This window comes from Marichromatium sp. PS1, from assembly GCF_041155115.1.
Taxonomy (GTDB): domain Bacteria; phylum Pseudomonadota; class Gammaproteobacteria; order Chromatiales; family Chromatiaceae; genus Marichromatium; species Marichromatium gracile.
The window spans coordinates 455,223-473,705 of sequence record NZ_BAAFHB010000005.1; the positions used below are offsets into that span (position 1 = coordinate 455,223).

Annotated in this window: 16 protein-coding genes; 13 read left to right on the forward strand and 3 right to left on the reverse strand. The window is 69.7% G+C overall.

The genetic code is table 11. From position 1 onward, the window contains the following. The first annotated feature begins 4 nt into the window (after nt 1-4). Both ACAM26_RS14350 and ACAM26_RS14355 read left to right on the forward strand, forming a co-directional pair. Nucleotides 5-406: an ExbD/TolR family protein gene (locus tag ACAM26_RS14350; RefSeq protein ID WP_369613949.1), complete on the forward strand. Its 402-nt coding sequence runs from the start codon at nt 5-7 to the stop codon at nt 404-406. Nucleotides 407-897: 491 nt separating this feature from the next. Next, the gene (locus tag ACAM26_RS14355; protein ID WP_369613950.1) at nt 898-1,224 is read left to right on the forward strand and encodes an energy transducer TonB; all 327 of its coding nucleotides are present in this window, start codon (nt 898-900) and stop codon (nt 1,222-1,224) included. Between the two features lie 6 nt (nt 1,225-1,230). On the opposite strand, the gene cbiB is transcribed toward ACAM26_RS14355, so the two are convergent. Further along, nucleotides 1,231-2,187 carry an adenosylcobinamide-phosphate synthase CbiB gene (gene cbiB / locus ACAM26_RS14360; RefSeq protein ID WP_132229702.1) on the reverse strand — a complete coding sequence of 319 codons (957 nt, stop codon included), beginning with the start codon at nt 2,185-2,187 and terminating at the stop codon, nt 1,231-1,233. Between the two features lie 486 nt (nt 2,188-2,673). On the opposite strand from cbiB, the gene ACAM26_RS14365 reads away from it, so the two are divergent. The 10 genes from ACAM26_RS14365 (at nt 2,674) to ACAM26_RS14410 (ending at nt 13,264) form a co-directional block, all read left to right on the forward strand. Beyond that, nucleotides 2,674-3,234, forward strand: coding sequence for a NapC/NirT family cytochrome c (locus tag ACAM26_RS14365; RefSeq protein WP_123143210.1), 561 nt, complete (start codon nt 2,674-2,676; stop codon nt 3,232-3,234). A gap of 2 nt (nt 3,235-3,236) precedes the next feature. After that, on the forward strand, nt 3,237-3,563 hold the full coding sequence (locus tag ACAM26_RS14370; protein ID WP_123139749.1) for a cytochrome c family protein: 327 nt from the start codon (nt 3,237-3,239) through the stop codon (nt 3,561-3,563). Nucleotides 3,564-3,917: 354 nt separating this feature from the next. After that, nucleotides 3,918-4,463, forward strand: coding sequence for a GspH/FimT family pseudopilin (locus ACAM26_RS14375; protein ID WP_165913492.1), 546 nt, complete (start codon nt 3,918-3,920; stop codon nt 4,461-4,463). After that, nucleotides 4,456-4,920 (forward strand): type IV pilus modification protein PilV, encoded by a 465-nt coding sequence (pilV, locus tag ACAM26_RS14380; protein ID WP_123139747.1) that lies wholly within the window; start codon nt 4,456-4,458, stop codon nt 4,918-4,920. The genes ACAM26_RS14375 and pilV overlap by 8 nt, the downstream gene beginning before the upstream one ends. After that, nucleotides 4,917-5,873, forward strand: coding sequence for a PilW family protein (locus tag ACAM26_RS14385; RefSeq protein ID WP_123139746.1), 957 nt, complete (start codon nt 4,917-4,919; stop codon nt 5,871-5,873). Before pilV ends, ACAM26_RS14385 begins: the two co-directional genes overlap by 4 nt. Next, nucleotides 5,870-6,373 carry a PilX N-terminal domain-containing pilus assembly protein gene (locus tag ACAM26_RS14390; protein ID WP_123139745.1) on the forward strand — a complete coding sequence of 168 codons (504 nt, stop codon included), beginning with the start codon at nt 5,870-5,872 and terminating at the stop codon, nt 6,371-6,373. Before ACAM26_RS14385 ends, ACAM26_RS14390 begins: the two co-directional genes overlap by 4 nt. Nucleotides 6,374-6,375: 2 nt before the next feature. Next, complete coding sequence (locus tag ACAM26_RS14395) at nt 6,376-10,188, forward strand: pilus assembly protein (RefSeq protein WP_369613951.1); 3,813 nt, start codon at nt 6,376-6,378, stop codon at nt 10,186-10,188. A gap of 53 nt (nt 10,189-10,241) precedes the next feature. Further along, nucleotides 10,242-10,682 (forward strand): type IV pilin protein, encoded by a 441-nt coding sequence (locus tag ACAM26_RS14400; protein ID WP_132229692.1) that lies wholly within the window; start codon nt 10,242-10,244, stop codon nt 10,680-10,682. Nucleotides 10,683-11,059: 377 nt separating this feature from the next. After that, on the forward strand, nt 11,060-12,421 hold the full coding sequence (locus tag ACAM26_RS14405; protein WP_123139741.1) for a TrpB-like pyridoxal phosphate-dependent enzyme: 1,362 nt from the start codon (nt 11,060-11,062) through the stop codon (nt 12,419-12,421). 114 nt (nt 12,422-12,535) lie between these two features. Further along, a complete protein-coding gene (locus ACAM26_RS14410) occupies nt 12,536-13,264 on the forward strand; it encodes a hypothetical protein (RefSeq protein WP_369613952.1) in 729 nt (242 codons plus the stop codon). A gap of 7 nt (nt 13,265-13,271) precedes the next feature. Here ACAM26_RS14410 and ACAM26_RS14415 read toward each other — a convergent pair whose 3' ends face one another. Together ACAM26_RS14415 and ACAM26_RS14420 are read right to left on the reverse strand one after the other, a co-directional pair. Continuing rightward, nucleotides 13,272-13,769, reverse strand: a complete 498-nt coding sequence (locus ACAM26_RS14415) for a hypothetical protein (protein WP_369613953.1) — start codon at nt 13,767-13,769, stop codon at nt 13,272-13,274. Then, nucleotides 13,766-15,055, reverse strand: coding sequence for a paraquat-inducible protein A (locus ACAM26_RS14420; RefSeq protein ID WP_132229688.1), 1,290 nt, complete (start codon nt 15,053-15,055; stop codon nt 13,766-13,768). The genes ACAM26_RS14415 and ACAM26_RS14420 overlap by 4 nt, the downstream gene beginning before the upstream one ends. A gap of 617 nt (nt 15,056-15,672) precedes the next feature. Here ACAM26_RS14420 and ACAM26_RS14425 point away from each other — a divergent pair. Beyond that, entirely contained in the window at nt 15,673-18,480 is a 2,808-nt protein-coding gene (locus tag ACAM26_RS14425; RefSeq protein WP_369613954.1) for a cation-transporting P-type ATPase, read from the forward strand. Nucleotides 18,481-18,483 lie beyond the last annotated feature (3 nt).

Below are 18,483 nucleotides of genomic sequence, written 5' to 3' on the forward strand. Positions count from 1 at the left end.
ACGGATGCAGATCCCCGAACCACCCCGCAGACGCCAGCGCGACCCGATGAGCGGGCTGGTCGACGTCGTGCTCCTGCTGCTGGTGTTCTTCCTCCTGGTCGGCACCCTCGAGCCACCCTCGCCGCTACCGGTCACGCCCCCCGAGGCCGCGCCGGGCGAGCGCCTGCCCGATGGCCGCCTGCGGCTCGTACTCGCCGCCGACGGCCGGCTCGCCCTCGCCGGCATGCCGATCACCCGTGCGGAGCTGGACGCGGAGATCGCCGCACGCGTGGCGGACGAGCCGGGGCGCGCGATCGCCGTCGAGGCCGACGCCGACACCCCGAGCGGAACCCTGCTCGATCTACTCGCGATATTGCGCGCGCAGGGGGTCGACGCGCTCTCGCTGATCACCCGGGAGTCGCCATGAGCCGGACGACGACCCGCCTGCTGTGGGGCGTGGCGCTGATCCTGGCGCTGGGCGCGCACCTGGCCCTCGCCTGGCTGCTGCCGCCGCTGCGCGAACCGGCGCTCGGGACGGGCGAGATCCGACTCTCGCTCCAGGGTAGAGGAACGCCCGACGCACCCGCCGACATCGCCGACGCGGCACCAGCGAGCGCCGAACCGACGCCCACCCAACCAGCGCCAGCGCCAGCGCCAGCGCCAGCGCCAGCGCCAGCGCCAGCGCCAGCGCCAGCGCCAGCGCCAGCGCCAGCGCCAGCGCCAGAGCCAGAGCCAGAGCCAGAGCCAGAGCCAGAGCCAGAGCCAGAGCCAGAGCCAGAGCCAGAGCCAGAGCCAGAGCCGAGTATCGCGGCGCCACGCGCGAGCGCCAAGCCCCCCCCTCCACCACCGCCGCCGACTCGAAGTGAGTCGGCGACACCCGTCGCGCCCGCACGCCAGAGCTCGACGACGCATGCGGACGTGACCCCGAGCAGACGCGCCGAGACCCGCGCCGAGCAGACCGGCACCGACCGTCCGGCTCGCCCCCTCGCCGGCAACCCACCGCCGCGCTACCCGCGACTGGCGCGTCGCCAGGGGGTCGAGGGCCGGGTGCTGATCCGGGTCGCGGTCGGCGCCGACGGGCGGGTCGGCGCCACCACCCTGATCGAGAGCAGCGGCCATCGCCTGCTCGACGACGCCGCACTGCGCGCGGTCGAGCGCTGGCGCTTCGCACCGGCCTGGCAGGCCGGACGCGCGGTCGCGGCACAGCTCACGGTGCCGGTGATCTTCCGTCTGGAGTCGGGCTGAGCGGCCTCAGCCCAGCGCCGCAAACCCCAACCCAAAGGCGAGCGCCACCACCGAGCTCCACCCCAGCAGCCGCAGCGCACGCTGCAGATCGACGGCGCCGAGCGCCGCCGGCCACGTCGGATCGCCGAGGAAGCGATCGGTGACCAGTCGCCCGCCGGACCACACCGGTCCGATCAACCGCACCCGCAGCGCCCCGGCACAGGCCGCCTCGCTCCAGCCCGAGTTCGGGCTCGGCAGCAGCGCGTGATAGCGCCAGGCCGCGCGCAGCGCCAACCCGGGGTGCTCGCGCAGCAGCACCGCGGCAAGCGCGACCACCAGCGGCGAGAGCCGGGCCGGGAGCCAGTGCACCAGATCGTCCGAGCGCGCACCGGCCCAGCCGAAGCGGCGATAACGCTCGTTGCGATAGCCGACCATGGAGTCGAGGCTGGAGACGGCCTTGACCACCACCAGCCCCGGCACCCCGAACAGACAGAGCGCCCACAGCGGGGTGAGCACGCCGTCGGTGAGGTTCTCCGACAGGCTCTCGATGGTCGCGCGCGTCACCCCGTCGGTGCCGAGCGGCTCGACATCCCGCCCCACCAGCATCGCCAGTTGCGCGCGCGCGCCGGGCAGGTCGCCGGCGACGAGCGGCGCCAGCACCCGCCGACCGTGTTCGAGCAGGTCACGGGTGCAGAGCAGGCTGTAGGCGATGAACAGATCCCAGCCGAGCGCAAGCGGCGGGTGCAGCGCCGCCAGCCCGAGGCGCACGCCCCACCAGGCGGCAAGCGCGCCACCGACCACCAGCAGCCAGTGCAGGACGCCGCCCAGATAGCCGTCGAGCCCGCGCGCGAACAACGCCTGCTCCGAGCGCGCGATCCAGCCACCGAGCAGGCGCACCGGATGGAGCCGATAGACCGGGTCGCCGAGCAGCGCATCGAGCAGCACGGCGCCGAGGATCAGCGACAGCTCGATGTTCAGCGACATGGCAGCATGCCCTTGGTCTGGATGGATCTCGGCAAGTGGCGGAGAGAACAGTGGCTCATCGGTGGAGAGAGGGTCTGAGGTCGCGGCGCGGCAGGGTAAGCCAACGAGTCGACCCCGGGCAACGTCTGGCGATCCGGGTAAAAACACCCGAGCGATGATCCCAAGCAATCAAGTCGGTAATTTTCGGCGAACCTCGGCGATCGCCCCCGATCCAATTGATATAGTCCAGGCGATCGCTCGAGCCACCGCACTCGACCCGGCCACGCCAACGAGCAGACGCCCTCGTTGCAGCGGAGGCATGAAGGTCATGCGGACGAGCCGGTCAGCCGTCGCAGGTTTCACCGACCGCCGCGCACTGCAAGACTCCACCGCCCCTGGGCGACGCCTTGAAGCTCGACGGAAACGAGACCTGCACCCTGTTTTCGTCGGCTGCCGCGGGCGCAGCCGTTCTCCCGCCGACCACGGCGAGGGCTTGTGGAGGAAACGATGAAGAAACGCACATGGCTGCTGCTCGGGAGCGGGGGCGTGCTGCTCCTGGCGGGGCTGGCGAGCGGGAGCTGGATGGTCACCGAGACCGCCCTCCAGGCGACGTCCGACCGTGAATTCTGCAGCAGCTGTCACACCATGGATGCCTTCGTCGCCTCCTATGATCAGGACGTCCACGGCGGCCAGAACCCCCAGGGACTGCGGGCCGACTGCGCCGACTGCCACCTGCCCCACGACAGCCCCGCCAATTATTTCGTGCAGAAGGGACTGTTCGGTCTCAAGGCCGGCTGGGGACAGGTGGTCTCGCTCGTCTTCGAGCCCGACTGGATCGCCAGCCTCGAGCAACGCAACGACTTCCTCTACGACTCGGCCTGCCTGAACTGTCACGCCGCACTCGAACACGCCCCCGAGCAGAGCCCGGCCGCGGCCTTCGGACACCGCACCTATTTCGCGCCGGACAACGCCCTGAGCTGCGCCGACTGCCACCCCCACGTCGGCCACAAGGATCTGCGCGCACACCTCGCCGGCGACGCCCTTCCCACCACCACGAACGAGGAGTGAAGATGTCCGTCCGTGCCATCCCGCTACTGATCGGCGCCACGCTGTTGAGCGCCACCGCCCTGGCCGACCCGAGCGGCGACGCCGCACGCGGCGCCCAGGTCTACGAGGCCAAGATGTGCAACCTCTGCCACACCCTGGGCGGCGAGTCCGGCCCCATGGCCGCACTCGGCGGCACGCTCGACCAGGTCGGCGCCGAGCGCAGCGCGCAGTGGCTGCGCGACTACCTGCTCGATCCCACCGCCACCCTGCCCGGCGCGCAGATGCCCAAGACCGAGCTGACGCCGCAGGAACTGGCCGACCTGGTCGCCTATATGCACTCGCTGCGCTGAGCCGCCCGCGGACATCGGCGCGCGCGCCGATGTCCGAAACCTTATCCATCCTGCAGACGCGCCTCGTCTCATCCGTCATGCTTCCATGCTTGACGATCGAGCGCGCGACCCACGACACAAAGACACCGGGGCTACCCGGTGCGACCGCCTCGAATGGCGCGGATCAACCCCGCGGACGCACAATTCACCACCGATATCAACGCCGTGTACAATGAAAGCCCAGATACCGGGACACCTGGACGCCCCGGTTGCGCAAGGAGCAGCAAGGAACCCGATGCCCAGTCGTCAGCAGTCCCTCCCGTTCCCCGCCACCGGCCGGCCTCAGCAACCGACGTGGCCGCACCCAGAACATCGATGACAGCGGCCCGTCGTCTTCGTGGCGTGACCCTGATCGAGCTGATGGTGACCCTGGCCATCGCCGTCATCCTGCTCTCGCTGGCCGTCCCCGGTTTCCAGCACCTGCTGCAGGACTCGCGACTCACCGGCCTCACCAACAGCCTCAGCGCCAGCCTCCAGCAGGCCCGGGTCGAGTCGCTGAGCCGGGGCCAGACCGTCGCCGTCTGCGCGACCGGCGACGCCGATGCCGATCAGCCAACCTGCACCATCACCACCGACTGGGCTGACGGCTGGCTGGTGTTCGTGCGCGACGATGCCGACGCCACCGGCGTCAAGACCGACATCGACGGTGACGGGCGGGCCGACGACCGTCTGCTCAAGGTGGTGCGCCCGTTCGGGGCCGCCACCCTCACCGCCAGCGGCGGCGACCCGATCGTCTTCACCCCACCGTTGGGCGAGGCCGCCGAGACCCGCTTCACCATCCGGGTCACCGACGGCGAGCAGCGCTGTCTGCGGGTCAAGCGCACCGGCCAGGTACGACTCGACGAGGGCTGTGATGGCTAGATACCCACGCACCGGTCGCCGCCAGCGCGGCCTGACCCTGATCGAGGTGCTGGTGACCATGGTCGTGCTCGCCGTCGGGCTGCTCGGCTTCGGCGCGCTGCAGGCGCTGACCATGAAGAGCAACCTCGGCGCGCTGCAGCGCAGCTATGCCACCCTGCACGCCCACGACATCATCGAGTCGATGCGCGCCAATCGCGCCGAGCGCGCGAGCTATGCCACCGGATTCACCGACAGCGTCTCCGGCACCTCGGTCAGCGCCCAGGACCTGCAGCGCTGGAAACAGGCCCTCGCCGCCGACCTGCCGAGCGGCGAGGGCCGGATCACCCTCGACGGCGACAAGGTCGCGATCACGCTGCGCTGGCGCGAGACCCGACTGCCGACCAGCGCCGAGGCCGACCCGACGCTGGAGTGGGTCAGCTTCGCCACCGAGACCCTGCTGCCGGAGCCCACGCCATGATCCGTCAACGCGGCTTCAGTCTGATCGAGCTGATGATCGCCTCCACCATCAGCCTGATGATGATCGCCGCGCTCGGCGCGGTGATGGTCAGTACCCGCACCACCCAGCGCACCACCCAGACCCTGGCGATGCTCCAGGAGGACGCGCGCTACGCCTTCCTCGCGCTGACCCGCGACGTGCGCATGGCCGGCTACACCGGTGGCTACCAGCTCGACAGCGCCCCCGCGAGCTGGCCGCCCGAGACCACCGACATCGCCAACCCACTGCACGGACTCGACGACGAGCACGACACCATCACCATGAGCGGGCGTACGGGCGGAGACGTGCTTCATCTGGTGCGCGCCGATACCGATCATGCATTCGTGCTCGACACCGCCTGCCAGGGCGGCGCCGGCGCGGCGCGTTTCACCCTGGCGTGTCAGCCCACCCACTCCCCCCTGGCCGGTCAGACCTGGATCGCCACCAGCCCCTATTTCACCGAGACCTTCGCGGTGACCTCCACCGACCCGAGCGCCGGTTGCGCGACGGGCGCTACGACCACCCTGGCCCTGGTGTCGGACTCGACCACCGCCTGCGGCTTCGGCAGCGATACCGCCACCCCCAGGCTCTATCCGCTGATCGCCCACAGCTATTTCGTCGGCACCAACGACGAAGGCGAGCCCGCGCTGATGGTGCGCCAGGACGGCACGGACACCGAACTCGTCGAGGGCGTCTCCGACCTGCAGATCCTCTACGGGATCGATGATGACGCGGACAAGAGTGTCGATCGCTACGTCCGCGCCGATCAGGTCAGCAGCGCCACCACGGCGAGCGCGCGCGCCGAGGACTGGAGACGGGTCCTCGCCATCCGCCTCACCCTCACCCTGACCCCGACCAACGACCTCGACGGGACGCTCGACGATCGCATCGTCAGCGGCACCATCGCGGTGAGAAACCGCCTGATCCAGCCATGAGCCCAAATCCTCTCCAACACCGACAACGCGGCGCGGTACTGATCATCGCCCTGATCTTCCTCACCGTGCTCGCCCTGATCGGCACCACCAGCGCCGTACAAAACACCCAGCAGGAGCGGATGAGCACCAGCATCCGCAACCACGACCTCGCCTTCCAGGCCGCCGAGGCGGCGCTGCGCGCAGCCGATCAGGCATTGATGGCCGACACCATCAGTGACCGAGACCAGTTCGAGCAGGACCACACCATCGCCTACGATGCCGACAACACGCCCGCCTACCGGCGCGATCGCTTCAACTGGGGCCAGACCCAGGTGGTCAGCGTGAGCACCGCGCTCGACGGTCTCGCCGAACAGCCCCGTTACGTCATCGAGCGACTCTCCGAGGCCCCGTGCGAACCGGGAGGCACCAGACAGTGCGCCTACTACCGGGTCAGCGCGCGCGGGGTCGGTGCCGACCCCGCCTCGGTGGTCATCCTGCAGAGCCTGTATCGATTGGAGTGAGCATGCGTACGCGATCCCCACAACGATTCCGCGGGCTGCTGCTCGGACTGCTGCTGGCGGCCACGGCGGCACCGGCGATCGAGATCTCCGACATCCCGCCCTTCCTCATCAGCGCCGGCGTCGAGCCCAATATCCTGCTGACCATCGACGACTCGGGCAGCATGAGCTACGGCTATGCACCGGATCAGCGCGATAGCGAGGACTTCGAGGAGCGCTACTTCAAGTCGAGCGACTACAACGGCATCTATTACGATCCCGAGACCCTCTATACCCCGCCGAGCGATAGCGACGGCAACCCCCTGCCCTCGTCGAGCGATACATCGACCCCGGAGCGGGCACTCGCCACCGCCTACCGCAACGGCTACGAGCCGGACCACGGCACACGCGACCTGACCGACAACTATCGCCCGACGCGGAGGCTGTCGTGGCGCTACGGCAACCGGCTCGAGGAGAGCTGGATGCCGCATTACTCGGACGAGGTCTATGTCAGGCGATACGGCGACGACGACGACGATTACGGTGGCAGATGGAGCAATGACGTTCGTGCCTACTACTACCGCTTCGAGCCGGGCAACCGGCGCTGCAACGGCGAGCTCGACGACAACGACTGCTACACCCTGGTTCAGGTCGACGAGGACTCCGGCCCCGACGGCAGCGACGAGCGACGGAACTTCGCCAACTGGTACGCCTTCTATCGCTCGCGCAACCTCGCCACCATGACCGCGGCGACCCTGAGCTTCGCACGGCTCGACGACAGCGCGCGCGTCGCCTGGCAGACGCTCAATCAATGCCCGCTCGACAGCTACAGCAACTGTCGTGGCACGCGCCAGCAATTCCGGCGTGGCGACAACCGCATCGACACCTTCAGCGGCACCCACCGCGAGAACTTCTTCGACTGGGTCTCCCAGATCCAGACCAATGGCGGCACCCCGCTGCGCCCGGCGATGCAACGCGCCGGCGACTACTTCACCACCAGCGCGCCCTACGAGGACTCGTCATCGGGGCGAAACCGCGAATCCCACGGCTGTCGGCGCAACTTTCACATCATGATGACCGACGGCATCTGGAACTCCAAAGACGAGGGCCACGGCAACAATTTCTCTGGCGCCACCAACGCCACCAACCGCAACTGGACGCTGCCGGACGGCACCAAGTACCAAGCCCGGCCGCCCTACGAGGACGCGATGTACTCGGCGACGATCAGCGATCTCGCCTTCTACTACTGGGCGACGGACCTGCGCCGGGGATCGGGCGATCGCCAGCCCGACTGCACCGGCGCCACCTGCGACAAGGTGCCGGTGTTCGAGTTCGACACCCAGGGCGACGAGGAGACGCGCTACTGGAACCCCAGGAACGACCCGGCGACCTGGCAGCACATGACCAACTTCACCGTCGGCCTGGGGCTGGGGGCGAGCATGATCGACCCCGCCTGGGGCGGCAGCACCTACGGCGGCGACTACCAGGCGCTGCTCGCGGGCAGCAAGTCCTGGCCGAGCTTCGAGATCCGCTCCTACGATCCACTCAAGGTCTACGACCTGTGGCACGCGGCGATCAACAGTCGCGGCCGTTTCTACAGCGCCGAGGACCCCGCCTCGCTCACCGCGGCCTTCGAGGAGATCATCGGCGCGATCAGTTCAACCACCGACTCGGGCACCTATGCCACCCCGACGGCCAACGGTGAGTGGCTCAACGATGCCGGGACGGCCATCTTCACCGCCAGCTTCAATGCCGACTGGAGCGGCGATGTCGTCGCCACCAGCCCGGCGCGCGAGGACGCCGAGCTATGGCGCGCCTCCCAACGCCTGCCTCCCCCTTACGCGCGCCGCATCTTCACCACCAACGGCGCCGCCGGCGCCACCGCCTTCGACCGCTGCAACGGCGCCCTGGGCGCGGCACTCGGCGCCGACTGCACGCGACGACTGGCCTGGCTGCGCGGCGACGGGCGCATCGAGGGGGCCGACTGCTCGAGATCCTCGGGCGACACCCTCGCCACCTTCACGGTCAAGGGACACCCCTTCAGCACCGGCGACCAGGTGGTGATCACCGGGGTGCAGGTCGAGGACGACCAGGGGCCGGTGGACTCGCCGCACTACAACGGACGCTTCCGGGTCGTGGAGACCACCGCCGAGACCCTCGGCGTCGCCCTGCAGGCGAGTGGCTGCAACGGCGTCGGCAGCTATCATGACCCCGCTGCCGACGAACAGCCACGCTATGGCCGCATCCACGACGCCACCCTGCGCGACCGCGCCACCAGCCAGCTCGGCGACGTGCTCAATGCCGACCCGATCTACAGCGGCGCCACCGATCAGGGCTATGGCGCCACCAGCTCCGGGGTCAGCGGCAAGGACGGCTACGCGGCCTATCTGCGCGCCAAGGAGCGACGCCTGCCGATGCTCTATGTCGGCGCCAACGACGGCATGCTGCACGGCTTCCGCGCCGATCTCGACGATCCGGCCTCGGGCCGTGAGCTGTTCGCCTATGTCCCCTACGCCGTCTATCACGACCTCGACGCGCTGCCCGAGATCAATTATCAGCATCGACCCTTCGTCGACGGTCCGCTCACCCTCGGCGACGCCCATGTCGGTGACGCCTGGCGCACCTATCTCGCCGGCGCGCTGGGCGGCGGCGGGCGGGGCGTCTTCCTGCTCGACGTCAGCGATCCCGAGACGTTCGACGCCGACGACGTGATCTGGGAGTTCACCGACGCCGACGACCGCGATCTCGGACTGACCTACAGCGCCCCGCAGATCGCCGCCACCGCTCCCGATCACTGGGCACTGATCTTCGGCAACGGCTACAACAGCGACAACGGGCGCGCGGTGCTCTATCTGGTCTCGCTCGGCGGCAAGTCCGATCGCGAGAAGATCACCCTGCCCGCAACCGCCGGCGACAACGGCCTGTCCTCCCCGGCGCTCCATGACGCCAACAACGACGGCATCGTCGACCGCATCTATGTCGGCGACCTCCAGGGCAACCTGTGGAAGCTGGAGCGCGAGTCCGACGGCGACTGGGCGGTGGCCACCGACGCCGGCGGCACCCCGGCGCCGCTGTTCATCGCCACCGACGAGGACGGCGCGCGCCAGCCGATCACCGCCCGCCCGGCGGTCGTCACCTCACCCGAGGGCGGGGGCGTGATCGTCTATGTCGGCACCGGGCGCTATCTCTCCCAGACCGACATCACCGACACCCAGCAGCAGAGCTTCTATGTCATCTTCGACAAGGACGAGGGGCGCGCCGGACTCGAGCGCGCCGATCTCATCGCACGGCGCACCACCGAGACCGTCAAGGACGGGCGCCGGGTGAAGACCTTCACCGCCCAGGGCACGGTGAGCTGGATGGACGACCGTGGCTGGTATCTGGACCTCGACCACGACGGGAGCAACCCCGCCGAGCGCTTCGACTACATGCCCAATGTGCAGCAGTTCAGCGAGGCGACCAGCTGGGTGACCTTCATCACCAAGACCCCCTCGAACGACCCCTGCGACCGTGGCGGTCACAAGACCGACTACACCTTCTCGCTGATCACCGGCGACCTCCCCGATGGGGCCTCGCTCTACGACATCAACGACGACGGCAGCTTCGACTCGGGCGACCGGGTCGGCGGCGATGACGGCAGCCCGGTGATCGGCGTGGTGCTCGACCCGCAGAGCGGCTTCACCAAGGGCGCCTTGCTGATGCGCGACGAGAGCGGACACGTCGTCACCTACACCGCCAGCTCGACCGGCAACGCCGATCCCGACGACATCCCGAGGAAGCAGGGCCAGCCGCCCTACGGGGGCCAGATGCACCGTATCGACTGGCGCCAGCTCCTCTGACCCATCCACCCGACCGGGCGCGCAAGCCCGGTCGGCGCAACGACACCATCACCATGCACCAGACCAAGAACACCCGGCCCCACGGCTTCACCCTGATCGAGCTGATGATCACCGTGGCCATCGTCGCCATCCTCGCCGCCGTCGCGCTGCCGAGCTACCGCATCTACATCGAGCGCTCCTATCGCGCCGAGGCCAAGACCGCACTGCTGCAGAACGCCCAGTTCCTGGAGCGTCACTACGCCAAGCGCAGCAGCTACCTCGACGGCGCCAACCTGCCCACGCTGCCGATCACCCAGGTACCGGCGAGCGGCGGCGCCTACTACAGCATCGGCTACGACAACGCCCGCAGCGGCGCCCAGGGCTTCCAGCTCGAGGCGGTGCCCACCGGCACCATGAGCGGCGACGCCTGCGGCACCCTCACCCTCAACCATGTCGGCCAGCGTCGCGTCGGCAGCGACGCCAGCCGCGACGCCGCCGCCTGCTGGGGCCACTAGCCACCGAGCGACGGACACACGCTTCGACCCCGCACACGATCGCGCGGTATCATGACCGCGCGGAACCCCAGAGGCCGGGCGCGACACCCACGCCGACCGGCATGACGCGACGCCTCCAGCCGGACGACCCCGGAACGCCGTCGCAGCGATCAATCGCCCCGCCATGCGGCGGAATTTCGCCCCCCGATTGATGTCAGGCAACGCGCGCCGCGCGCTTTTGCGCCACCATCCCCCGTCATTCCGGGGATCGCGTCATCCGGGGCATCCCTCCGCAACCAGAAAACCCAAGCGCGCGACCACCCGCGCGTCGCGAGCGAACGAGAGCGCGGCGGATTCGCCATCGGCCGCCCCATCCATCACCGAGGTCAGACGACAGCATGAGCGACCCAGTCAAGTACCTGCTCGATGAGCAGCACCTGCCCCGCTTCTGGTACAACATCAACGCCGATCTGCCGGAACCGATGTATCCCCCGCTCAACCCGGTCACCCGGCAGCCGTTGAGCGCCGACGAGCTGGAGGTGATCTTCCCGCGCGGCGTGATCGAGCAGGAGATGAGCACCGAGCGCGAGATCGAGATCCCCGGTCCGGTGCGCGAGGTGCTGCGGCAGTGGCGCCCCTCGCCGCTCTACCGTGCCCGTCGACTGGAGCAGGCGCTCGATACCCCGGCCAAGATCTTCTACAAGTACGAGGGCGTCAGCCCCACCGGCAGCCACAAGGCCAACTCCGCCGTCGCCCAGGCCTTCTACAACAAGATCGAGGGCGTCAAGCGGCTCACCACCGAGACCGGCGCCGGCCAATGGGGCTCGTCGCTGTCGCTCGCCGGGTCGATGTTCGGGCTCGAGGTGCTGGTCTACATGGTCAAGGTGAGCTTCAACCAGAAGCCCTACCGTCGTGCCTTCATGGAGGCCTTCGGCGCCCGCTGCATCGCCAGCCCCAGCGACACCACCGAGTGCGGCCGCAAGATCCTTGCCGACACCCCGGACAACACCGGCAGCCTCGGCATGGCGATCAGCGAAGCGGTCGAGCTGGCCGCGCAGAACGACGACACCAAGTACGCCCTCGGCAGCGTGCTCAACCACGTCCTGCTGCACCAGACGGTGATCGGGCTCGAGGCGCAGAAGCAACTCGAGATGGCCGACGCCGAGCCCGACATGGTCATCGGTTGCACCGGCGGCGGCAGTAACTTCGCCGGCATCGCCTTCCCCTTCATCGGCGACCACCTGCGCGGCGGACGCAAGGTCGAGTGCATCGCCGTCGAGCCCTCGGCCTGTCCCTCGCTCACCAAGGGCAAGTTCGCCTACGACTACGGCGACACCGCCCAGATCTCGCCGATCTGCAAGATGCACACCCTCGGCGCGAGCTTCGTGCCCCCGGGCTTCCACGCCGGCGGGCTGCGCTATCACGGCATGGCGCCGCTGGTCAGCCACCTCACCGAACTTGGCCACATCGACCCGCGCTCCTACAATCAGCTCGAGTGCTTCGCCGCCGGACTGCAGTTCGCCAAGGCCGAGAGCATCCTGCCCGCGCCCGAGTCCAACCACGCGGTGCGCGCCGCGATCCACGAGGCCGAGAAGTGCCGCGAGTCGGGTGAGTCGAAGACCATCCTGTTCAACCTCAGCGGTCACGGTAACTTCGACATGCAGGCCTACACCGATTATCTCGGCGGCAAGCTCAAGGACCTCGACTATGCCGAGAGCGAGGTCGCGATGGCCCTCGCCGGGCTGCCCAGCGTCGACTGACGCGGTCGCCACGCCCCGGGGTTCGGCTGCCCAGCGCACCGCCCCCCGGCACCGCCACCACCAGGGACGGTGGCGGCGGTGACAGTCCCGACTCGCCGGATGGAGTTGATCGCCTTGCGTAACCTCGTCCTCGCCCTCGCTCTGTGCAGCGCGACCCGCGCGGTCGCCGAGCCCGCCGTCCTCACCACCGCCGAGCCCGTCGCCCCGCCCTCGCGCATCGAGGAGCTGGAGACCCATATCGCCGGCATGCAGGACAAGCTGCGCGAGTCGGCCGGTGCGCGCAAGGCCGCCGATCAGGCGCGGATGGAGGCCGAGCGCCGTCTCGCCACCAGCACCCAGACCCTCGAACGGCTGCGCCAGGAGCTGGCCAGGAGCGAGGACGCCCGCGCCGCACTCGGCGAGGCGCTACGTGCCCAATCGCAAGCGCATCTCGACGCCAGCGCCGCACTCGACGAGGCAAGCACCGACGCCCACCGGCTCGACCAGCTGCTGCGGCGGCTGCCGCCGGCGCTCGGCGGCACCCTGGAGATCGACGAGGCGCGCGCGGCCGCGGCGACCTCCTACCGGGTGCTCGTCGAGACCCTGCAACAGCCGGCGCGTGGCGCGGGACGGAAGATCGAAGTCGCCGGCGCCCGCACCCAGCTCCAGCTCGATCAGGCGCTGCTCGCCGTGTTGACCGACGCGCGCGGTCTCTATCGGGTCGAGGAGAACGACTCGCTGGCACTGATCAGCCGGCGCGTCTACGGCACCGAGGGGCGCTGGCAACGCCTGTTCGCGGGCAACCGCCACCTGCTCGACGACCCCGACCGGCTCACCCCCGGGATGACCCTGATCCTGCCCTGAGGTGCACTCAATCGCCGCAGCGCCCCAGTAGCCCTTCGGCCAGCGCCTCACGACACTGCGCCCGGGTCTCAGTGGCATCGCCCTCGGCGCGCGCCTCGTCCAGCGCCAGCGCGCGCAGCTCCAGCGCCAGCCGACAGGACTCGGAGCGCAGACAGCCGGCGGCCGGACCACAGACCTGCTCGACCAGCGCATCACAGTCCGAGGGTGTCGCCACCGCCGCCTCGTCGGTCATCGGCACATCCGTCGACCACTGCTGCTGCATCGACGCGCTCGGCACCACGGTGCCCTCGCGCACGATCACCACCGAGCCGTCCTCGAGCCGATGCACCCCGTCCCACAGCGGCCGACGCTCACCGTCCTCGCCCACCCGCCAGGCACGACGCGTCTCCGGCTCGACGCGCACCTCGCCGCCAGCGGAGAGCCCGGCGCGCCACTCGCCGTCGGCCGCCACGGACATCGGGATCAGCAGCGCCGCTGCAAACACCAGACCCCAGCGCCGACTCATCGCCGCCGCTCCCCGGCGCCACGCTCGATCAGGCTCGACAACACCAGGTTGGCGAGCACGAAGGCGAGGAACAGATAGAAACCGGGCGCGAGCGCGGTGCCATTGGTGGTGAGCACGGTCGCCTCGGTGGCGCCCAGGGTGTCGAGCTGATTGGCCACCAGCGCGTCGAAGCCGAGATAGGCCATGAACAGCGCCACCACCAGCACATCGGCCATCGACCACTTGCCCGAGCACAGCGCGAAGAAGCGCACCGGTGCCGCGACCGGCGCGCCGGCGGCGCGATGATAGACCAGGGTGGCGAGCAGCTTGAGCGCGGGGAAGACGACGCTGAACAGGGTGATCAGCAACGCCACCAGCCACAGGTCCGCCCCCCCGGCGCGGATCAGGATCTCGACCACCTGGAACAGACTCTTGGACTGGTAGTAGAGCACCTGATCGGTGAACACCACCGACTCACCGAGGAACTCGAGACCGAGCCGGTCGACACGCGCCTCGATCGTGAGCATCGGACTGAACAGCGCGGTGAGCAGCAGGAGCAGGGTGATGGCGATCGCGGCGCCCAGCGCGAAACCGTCGACCCGGCGCTCCTGCACCCGTCCCCAGGCGACCAGCGCGAAGATCAGCGCGGCGAGACCGATCAGCACGCCGAGTTGCTGGTCGATTGCCGGACGCAACGCCGCCGCCTCGCGCTCGAGCGCGGCGGCGCAGGCCCCGACCTCGGCACAGCCATGGCGCTCGAGCAGGGCCTTCAGCACCGGCGAGTGCTCGACCTCGGTGGGTGTGGCGGCGGTGAGCAGCCCCAGCAGCTCGGCGCGGATCGCCGCCTCGGTGCCCGGCCCCTCGAGCGCCGCGAGCAGCCGCTCGGCATAGCGTGGCGCCTGGGCGCGCAGGGCGTCGAAGTCGATCAGCCGCGACTGCAACTGCTGGTGCAGCGTGCCCTGGAGCTGGGTCAGCCAGTCACCGCCACGGGGCGGCGCGTTGAGCGACAACTGGCGCTCGATCTCGCCGATCAGCGCCTTGATCGCCTCGGTCAGGGTGGCGAGGACGCGCGGCCGGGTGCGCTCGTCGAGTTCGAAGTCGGCGATGCGCTCGGCGAGCACGGCGCTCAACCGCCGGGTCCACTGCTCGGTGTCGAGCATGCCATAGCGGGCGTGACGCAGCTCGGCACGATCGCCCTCGAGCCGCTGCAGCTGCCCGAGATCCTCCACCAGCCGGAACCCGAGCACCACGGCGCCGGCGAGCGCCAGCACCACCAACCCCCGCCGGATCATCAGCGCAGCCGACATCGGCGATCCCTCCACAGAGCAGTTTCTTCGGTGGGGACACTCTATCAGCGGCCAGCGGCCAGCGGCCAGCGGCCAGCGGCCAGCGGCCAGCGGCCAGCGGCCAGCGGCCAGCGGCCAGCGGCCAGCGGCCAGCGGCCAGCGGCCAGCGGCCAAGGATTGAACCGCAAAGACACAAAGCGCGCCAAGGGATTCAAGCTGCCAGCGATCAGCGACCAGCCTCCAGCGAGTGTGTGCGCTCGACGCCAGCGCCGCTTGCCATCCGCCGCGGCCCACGCTCCCGGCGTCAGTCTTTGAGGGCAGCGCAACTGGCGACTGGAGGCTGACCGCTGGAAGCTCTTATCCCCTTTGCGCCCTTTGTGTCTTTGCGGTTCGGTCTTTCCGGCTGGCGGCCGAAAGCTGAAACCCGGCCCCCACCGACTAGACTGAACTTGGTCGAGCGAGTCATACCCTAATGAGGTCAGGACCGCCGACTCCGTCCGCGCAGATCAATGGGGTTCAACACCTCGAACCCCGGCCTGGTTGCGACCTGGCCCCGCGCGACGACCACGGCGAGACCGTTTCACCGGAGCCCGGCGATCACCGCGCGGGCCCGCCCAGGCGAACAGGAGACCGCCCGTATGTCCGACATGCCCCTCACCCTGCTCTGGATCCTCGCGGCGCTGGCCGTCGGGGTCGGCACCGTGCTGTGGCTGGCACGACGCCACCGCGAGCGCACGCCCACCACCACCGACGCGCCAGCCGCGCCGGACTGGCACGCCTTCGATGCCGACGAGATCCTCACCCGACTCGACGCCCCGGCCGCGGGGCTGAGCGGCGCGAGCGCCGCGCGCCGCCTCGCCGAGCACGGTCCCAACCGGCTGCCCGAGGGCAAGCAACGCGGCCCCTGGGCGCGCTTCCTCGCCCAGTTCCACGACGTGCTGATCTATGTGCTGCTGGTCGCCGGGGTGGTCACCGCACTGCTCCAGCACTGGCTCGACGCCGGGGTGATCCTCGGCGTGGTGCTGGTCAACGCGATCATCGGCTTCGTCCAGGAGGGCAAGGCCGAGGACGCGCTGCGCGCCATCCGCGACATGCTCTCGCAACACGCCCTGGTGTGGCGCGACGGCCGACTGGTCACGGTCGAGGCGAGCGATCTGGTGCCGGGCGATCTGGTGCAGCTGCAGTCGGGCGACAAGATCCCCGCCGACCTGCGTCTGCTCAAGGTCAAGGGACTGCAGATCGAGGAGGCGGCGCTCACCGGCGAGTCGGTGCCGGTCGAGAAGGACATTGAGCCGCTGGCCAGCGACGCCGTGCTCGCCGATCGGCGCTGCATGGCCTACTCAGGCACCCTGGTCACCGCCGGCCAGGGCACCGGGGTGGTGGTGGCCACCGGCGGCGCCACCGAGATCGGCCGGATCAGCGCCCTGGTCGCCGGAGTCGAGCAGATGACCACCCCGCTGCTGCGCCAGATGGCCCAGTTCGGGCGCTGGCTGACCGCGGTAATCCTGCTGGTGGCGGGGCTGGCCTTCGCCTTCGGCGTGCTGGTGCGCGACTACACCGCCGCCGAGATGTTCCTCGCCGCGGTGGGGCTCGCGGTCGCAGCCATCCCCGAGGGACTGCCGGCGATCATGACCATCACCCTGGCGATCGGGGTGCAGCGCATGGCCGGGCGCAACGCCATCATCCGCCGCCTGCCGGCGGTCGAGACCCTGGGCACGGTGGCGGTGATCTGCTCGGACAAGACCGGCACCCTCACCCGCAACGAGATGACCGTGCGCACCCTGGTCGACGCCACCCAGACGGTGGAGGTCGAGGGCAGCGGCTATGACCCGCACGGCGGCTTCAGCGTCGCCGGGCAGCCGCTGCAACCGAGTGACGACGCGCTGCTCGGGCGCATGCTGCGGGCGCTCGTCTGTTGCAACGACAGCGCGCTGGAGCAACAGCCCGAGGGCTGGCGGGTCAGCGGCGACCCGATGGAGGGCGCGCTGCTGGTCGCCGCCATCAAGGCCGGGCTCGATCCCGAGACGTTGAACCGCGAGCTGCCGCGCACCGACCTGATCCCCTTCGACTCGGCGCACAAGTTCATGGCCACCCTGCATCACGACCACCAGGGCGAGTGCGTCGTCTTCGTCAAGGGCGCGCCCGAGGCGCTGCTCGAGCGCTGTGAACAGGTCCAGGGTGTCGACGGGCCGCAGGCGCTCGATCGCGCCGACTGGCTCGCGCGTATGGAGCGACTGGCCGACGCCGGCCAGCGGGTGCTCGCGGTGGCGCTCAAACCGATGCCGAGTGGCACCACCACGCTGGCGTTCTCCGACCTCGACCAGGGGCTGGTACTGCTCGGTCTGGTCGGACTCCAGGACCCACCGCGCAGCGAGGCGATCAGCGCGGTGCGCGCCTGCGCCGAGGCCGGTATCCGGGTGAAGATGATCACCGGTGACCACGCCGCCACCGCCAGCGCCATCGCCCGTCAGGTGGGGCTCGCCAACCCCGAGGCGGTGCTCACCGGCACCGAGCTCGATGGGCTCGACGAGCCGGCGCTGCGCGCCCGGGTCGGCGAGGTCGACGTCTATGCCCGCGTCACCCCCGAGCACAAGCTGCGACTGGTCGAGGCGCTGCAGGCCGAGGGTCGAGTGGTGGCGATGACCGGCGACGGGGTCAACGACGCCCCGGCGCTCAAGCGCGCCGACGTCGGCGTGGCGATGGGGATCAACGGCACCGAGGCGGCCAAGGAGGCCGCCGAGATGGTGCTCGCCGACGACAACTTCGCCTCCATCGCCAATGCCGTCGAGGAGGGACGCACCGTCTACGACAACCTCAAGAAGGCGATCGTCTTCATCCTCCCCACCAACGGCGGCGAGGCGCTGGTGGTGCTCGGCGCCCTGGTGATGGGCTTCCACCAGTTCCCGCTGACCCCGGTGCAGATCCTCTGGGTGAACATGATCACCGCCGTCACCCTGGCCCTGGCGCTGGCCTTCGAGCCGCCCGAACCGGGGGTGATGGCCCGCGCCCCGCGCGATGCCCGCGCGCCGGTGCTCGACCGGCGCCATCTGTGGCGCATCGGCTATGTCTCGCTGATCCTGATGATCGGCACCTTCGGACTCTTTCTGTGGTCGCTGGCGCGGGAGGCGAGCATCGAGGAGGCGCGCACCGTGGCGGTCAACACCCTGGTGATGTTCGAGATCTTCTATCTGTTCAACGCCCGCTACATCGACGCCCCGGTGCTCAGCGCGCGCGGCCTGCTCGGCAACCGCTATGCCCTGCTCGCGGTGGCGGTGCTGCTGCTCTTCCAGCTCGCCTTCACCTACCTCGGACCGCTGCAGCAGCTCTTCGGCACCGCACCGATCGCCGCCGGCGACTGGCTGGCGATCGTGCTGGTCGGCTCCACCGTGCTGTTCCTGGTCGAGCTGGAGAAGGCCCTGGTACGCCGACGCCAGGCCGGCGACTGAGCA

What these genes read in the sequence shown, in the direction of transcription:
- ACAM26_RS14350 (WP_369613949.1), top strand. Translation starts at nt 5, where the DNA reads ATGCAGATCCCCGAACCACCCCGCAGACGCCAGCGCGACCCGATGAGC.
- cbiB (WP_132229702.1), bottom strand. Translation starts at nt 2,187, where the DNA reads ATGTCGCTGAACATCGAGCTGTCGCTGATCCTCGGCGCCGTGCTGCTC.
- ACAM26_RS14365 (WP_123143210.1), top strand. Translation starts at nt 2,674, where the DNA reads ATGAAGAAACGCACATGGCTGCTGCTCGGGAGCGGGGGCGTGCTGCTC.
- ACAM26_RS14370 (WP_123139749.1), top strand. Translation starts at nt 3,237, where the DNA reads ATGTCCGTCCGTGCCATCCCGCTACTGATCGGCGCCACGCTGTTGAGC.
- ACAM26_RS14375 (WP_165913492.1), top strand. Translation starts at nt 3,918, where the DNA reads ATGACAGCGGCCCGTCGTCTTCGTGGCGTGACCCTGATCGAGCTGATG.
- pilV (WP_123139747.1), top strand. Translation starts at nt 4,456, where the DNA reads ATGGCTAGATACCCACGCACCGGTCGCCGCCAGCGCGGCCTGACCCTG.
- ACAM26_RS14385 (WP_123139746.1), top strand. Translation starts at nt 4,917, where the DNA reads ATGATCCGTCAACGCGGCTTCAGTCTGATCGAGCTGATGATCGCCTCC.
- ACAM26_RS14390 (WP_123139745.1), top strand. Translation starts at nt 5,870, where the DNA reads ATGAGCCCAAATCCTCTCCAACACCGACAACGCGGCGCGGTACTGATC.
- ACAM26_RS14395 (WP_369613951.1), top strand. Translation starts at nt 6,376, where the DNA reads ATGCGTACGCGATCCCCACAACGATTCCGCGGGCTGCTGCTCGGACTG.
- ACAM26_RS14400 (WP_132229692.1), top strand. Translation starts at nt 10,242, where the DNA reads ATGCACCAGACCAAGAACACCCGGCCCCACGGCTTCACCCTGATCGAG.
- ACAM26_RS14405 (WP_123139741.1), top strand. Translation starts at nt 11,060, where the DNA reads ATGAGCGACCCAGTCAAGTACCTGCTCGATGAGCAGCACCTGCCCCGC.
- ACAM26_RS14415 (WP_369613953.1), bottom strand. Translation starts at nt 13,769, where the DNA reads ATGAGTCGGCGCTGGGGTCTGGTGTTTGCAGCGGCGCTGCTGATCCCG.
- ACAM26_RS14420 (WP_132229688.1), bottom strand. Translation starts at nt 15,055, where the DNA reads ATGTCGGCTGCGCTGATGATCCGGCGGGGGTTGGTGGTGCTGGCGCTC.
- ACAM26_RS14425 (WP_369613954.1), top strand. Translation starts at nt 15,673, where the DNA reads ATGTCCGACATGCCCCTCACCCTGCTCTGGATCCTCGCGGCGCTGGCC.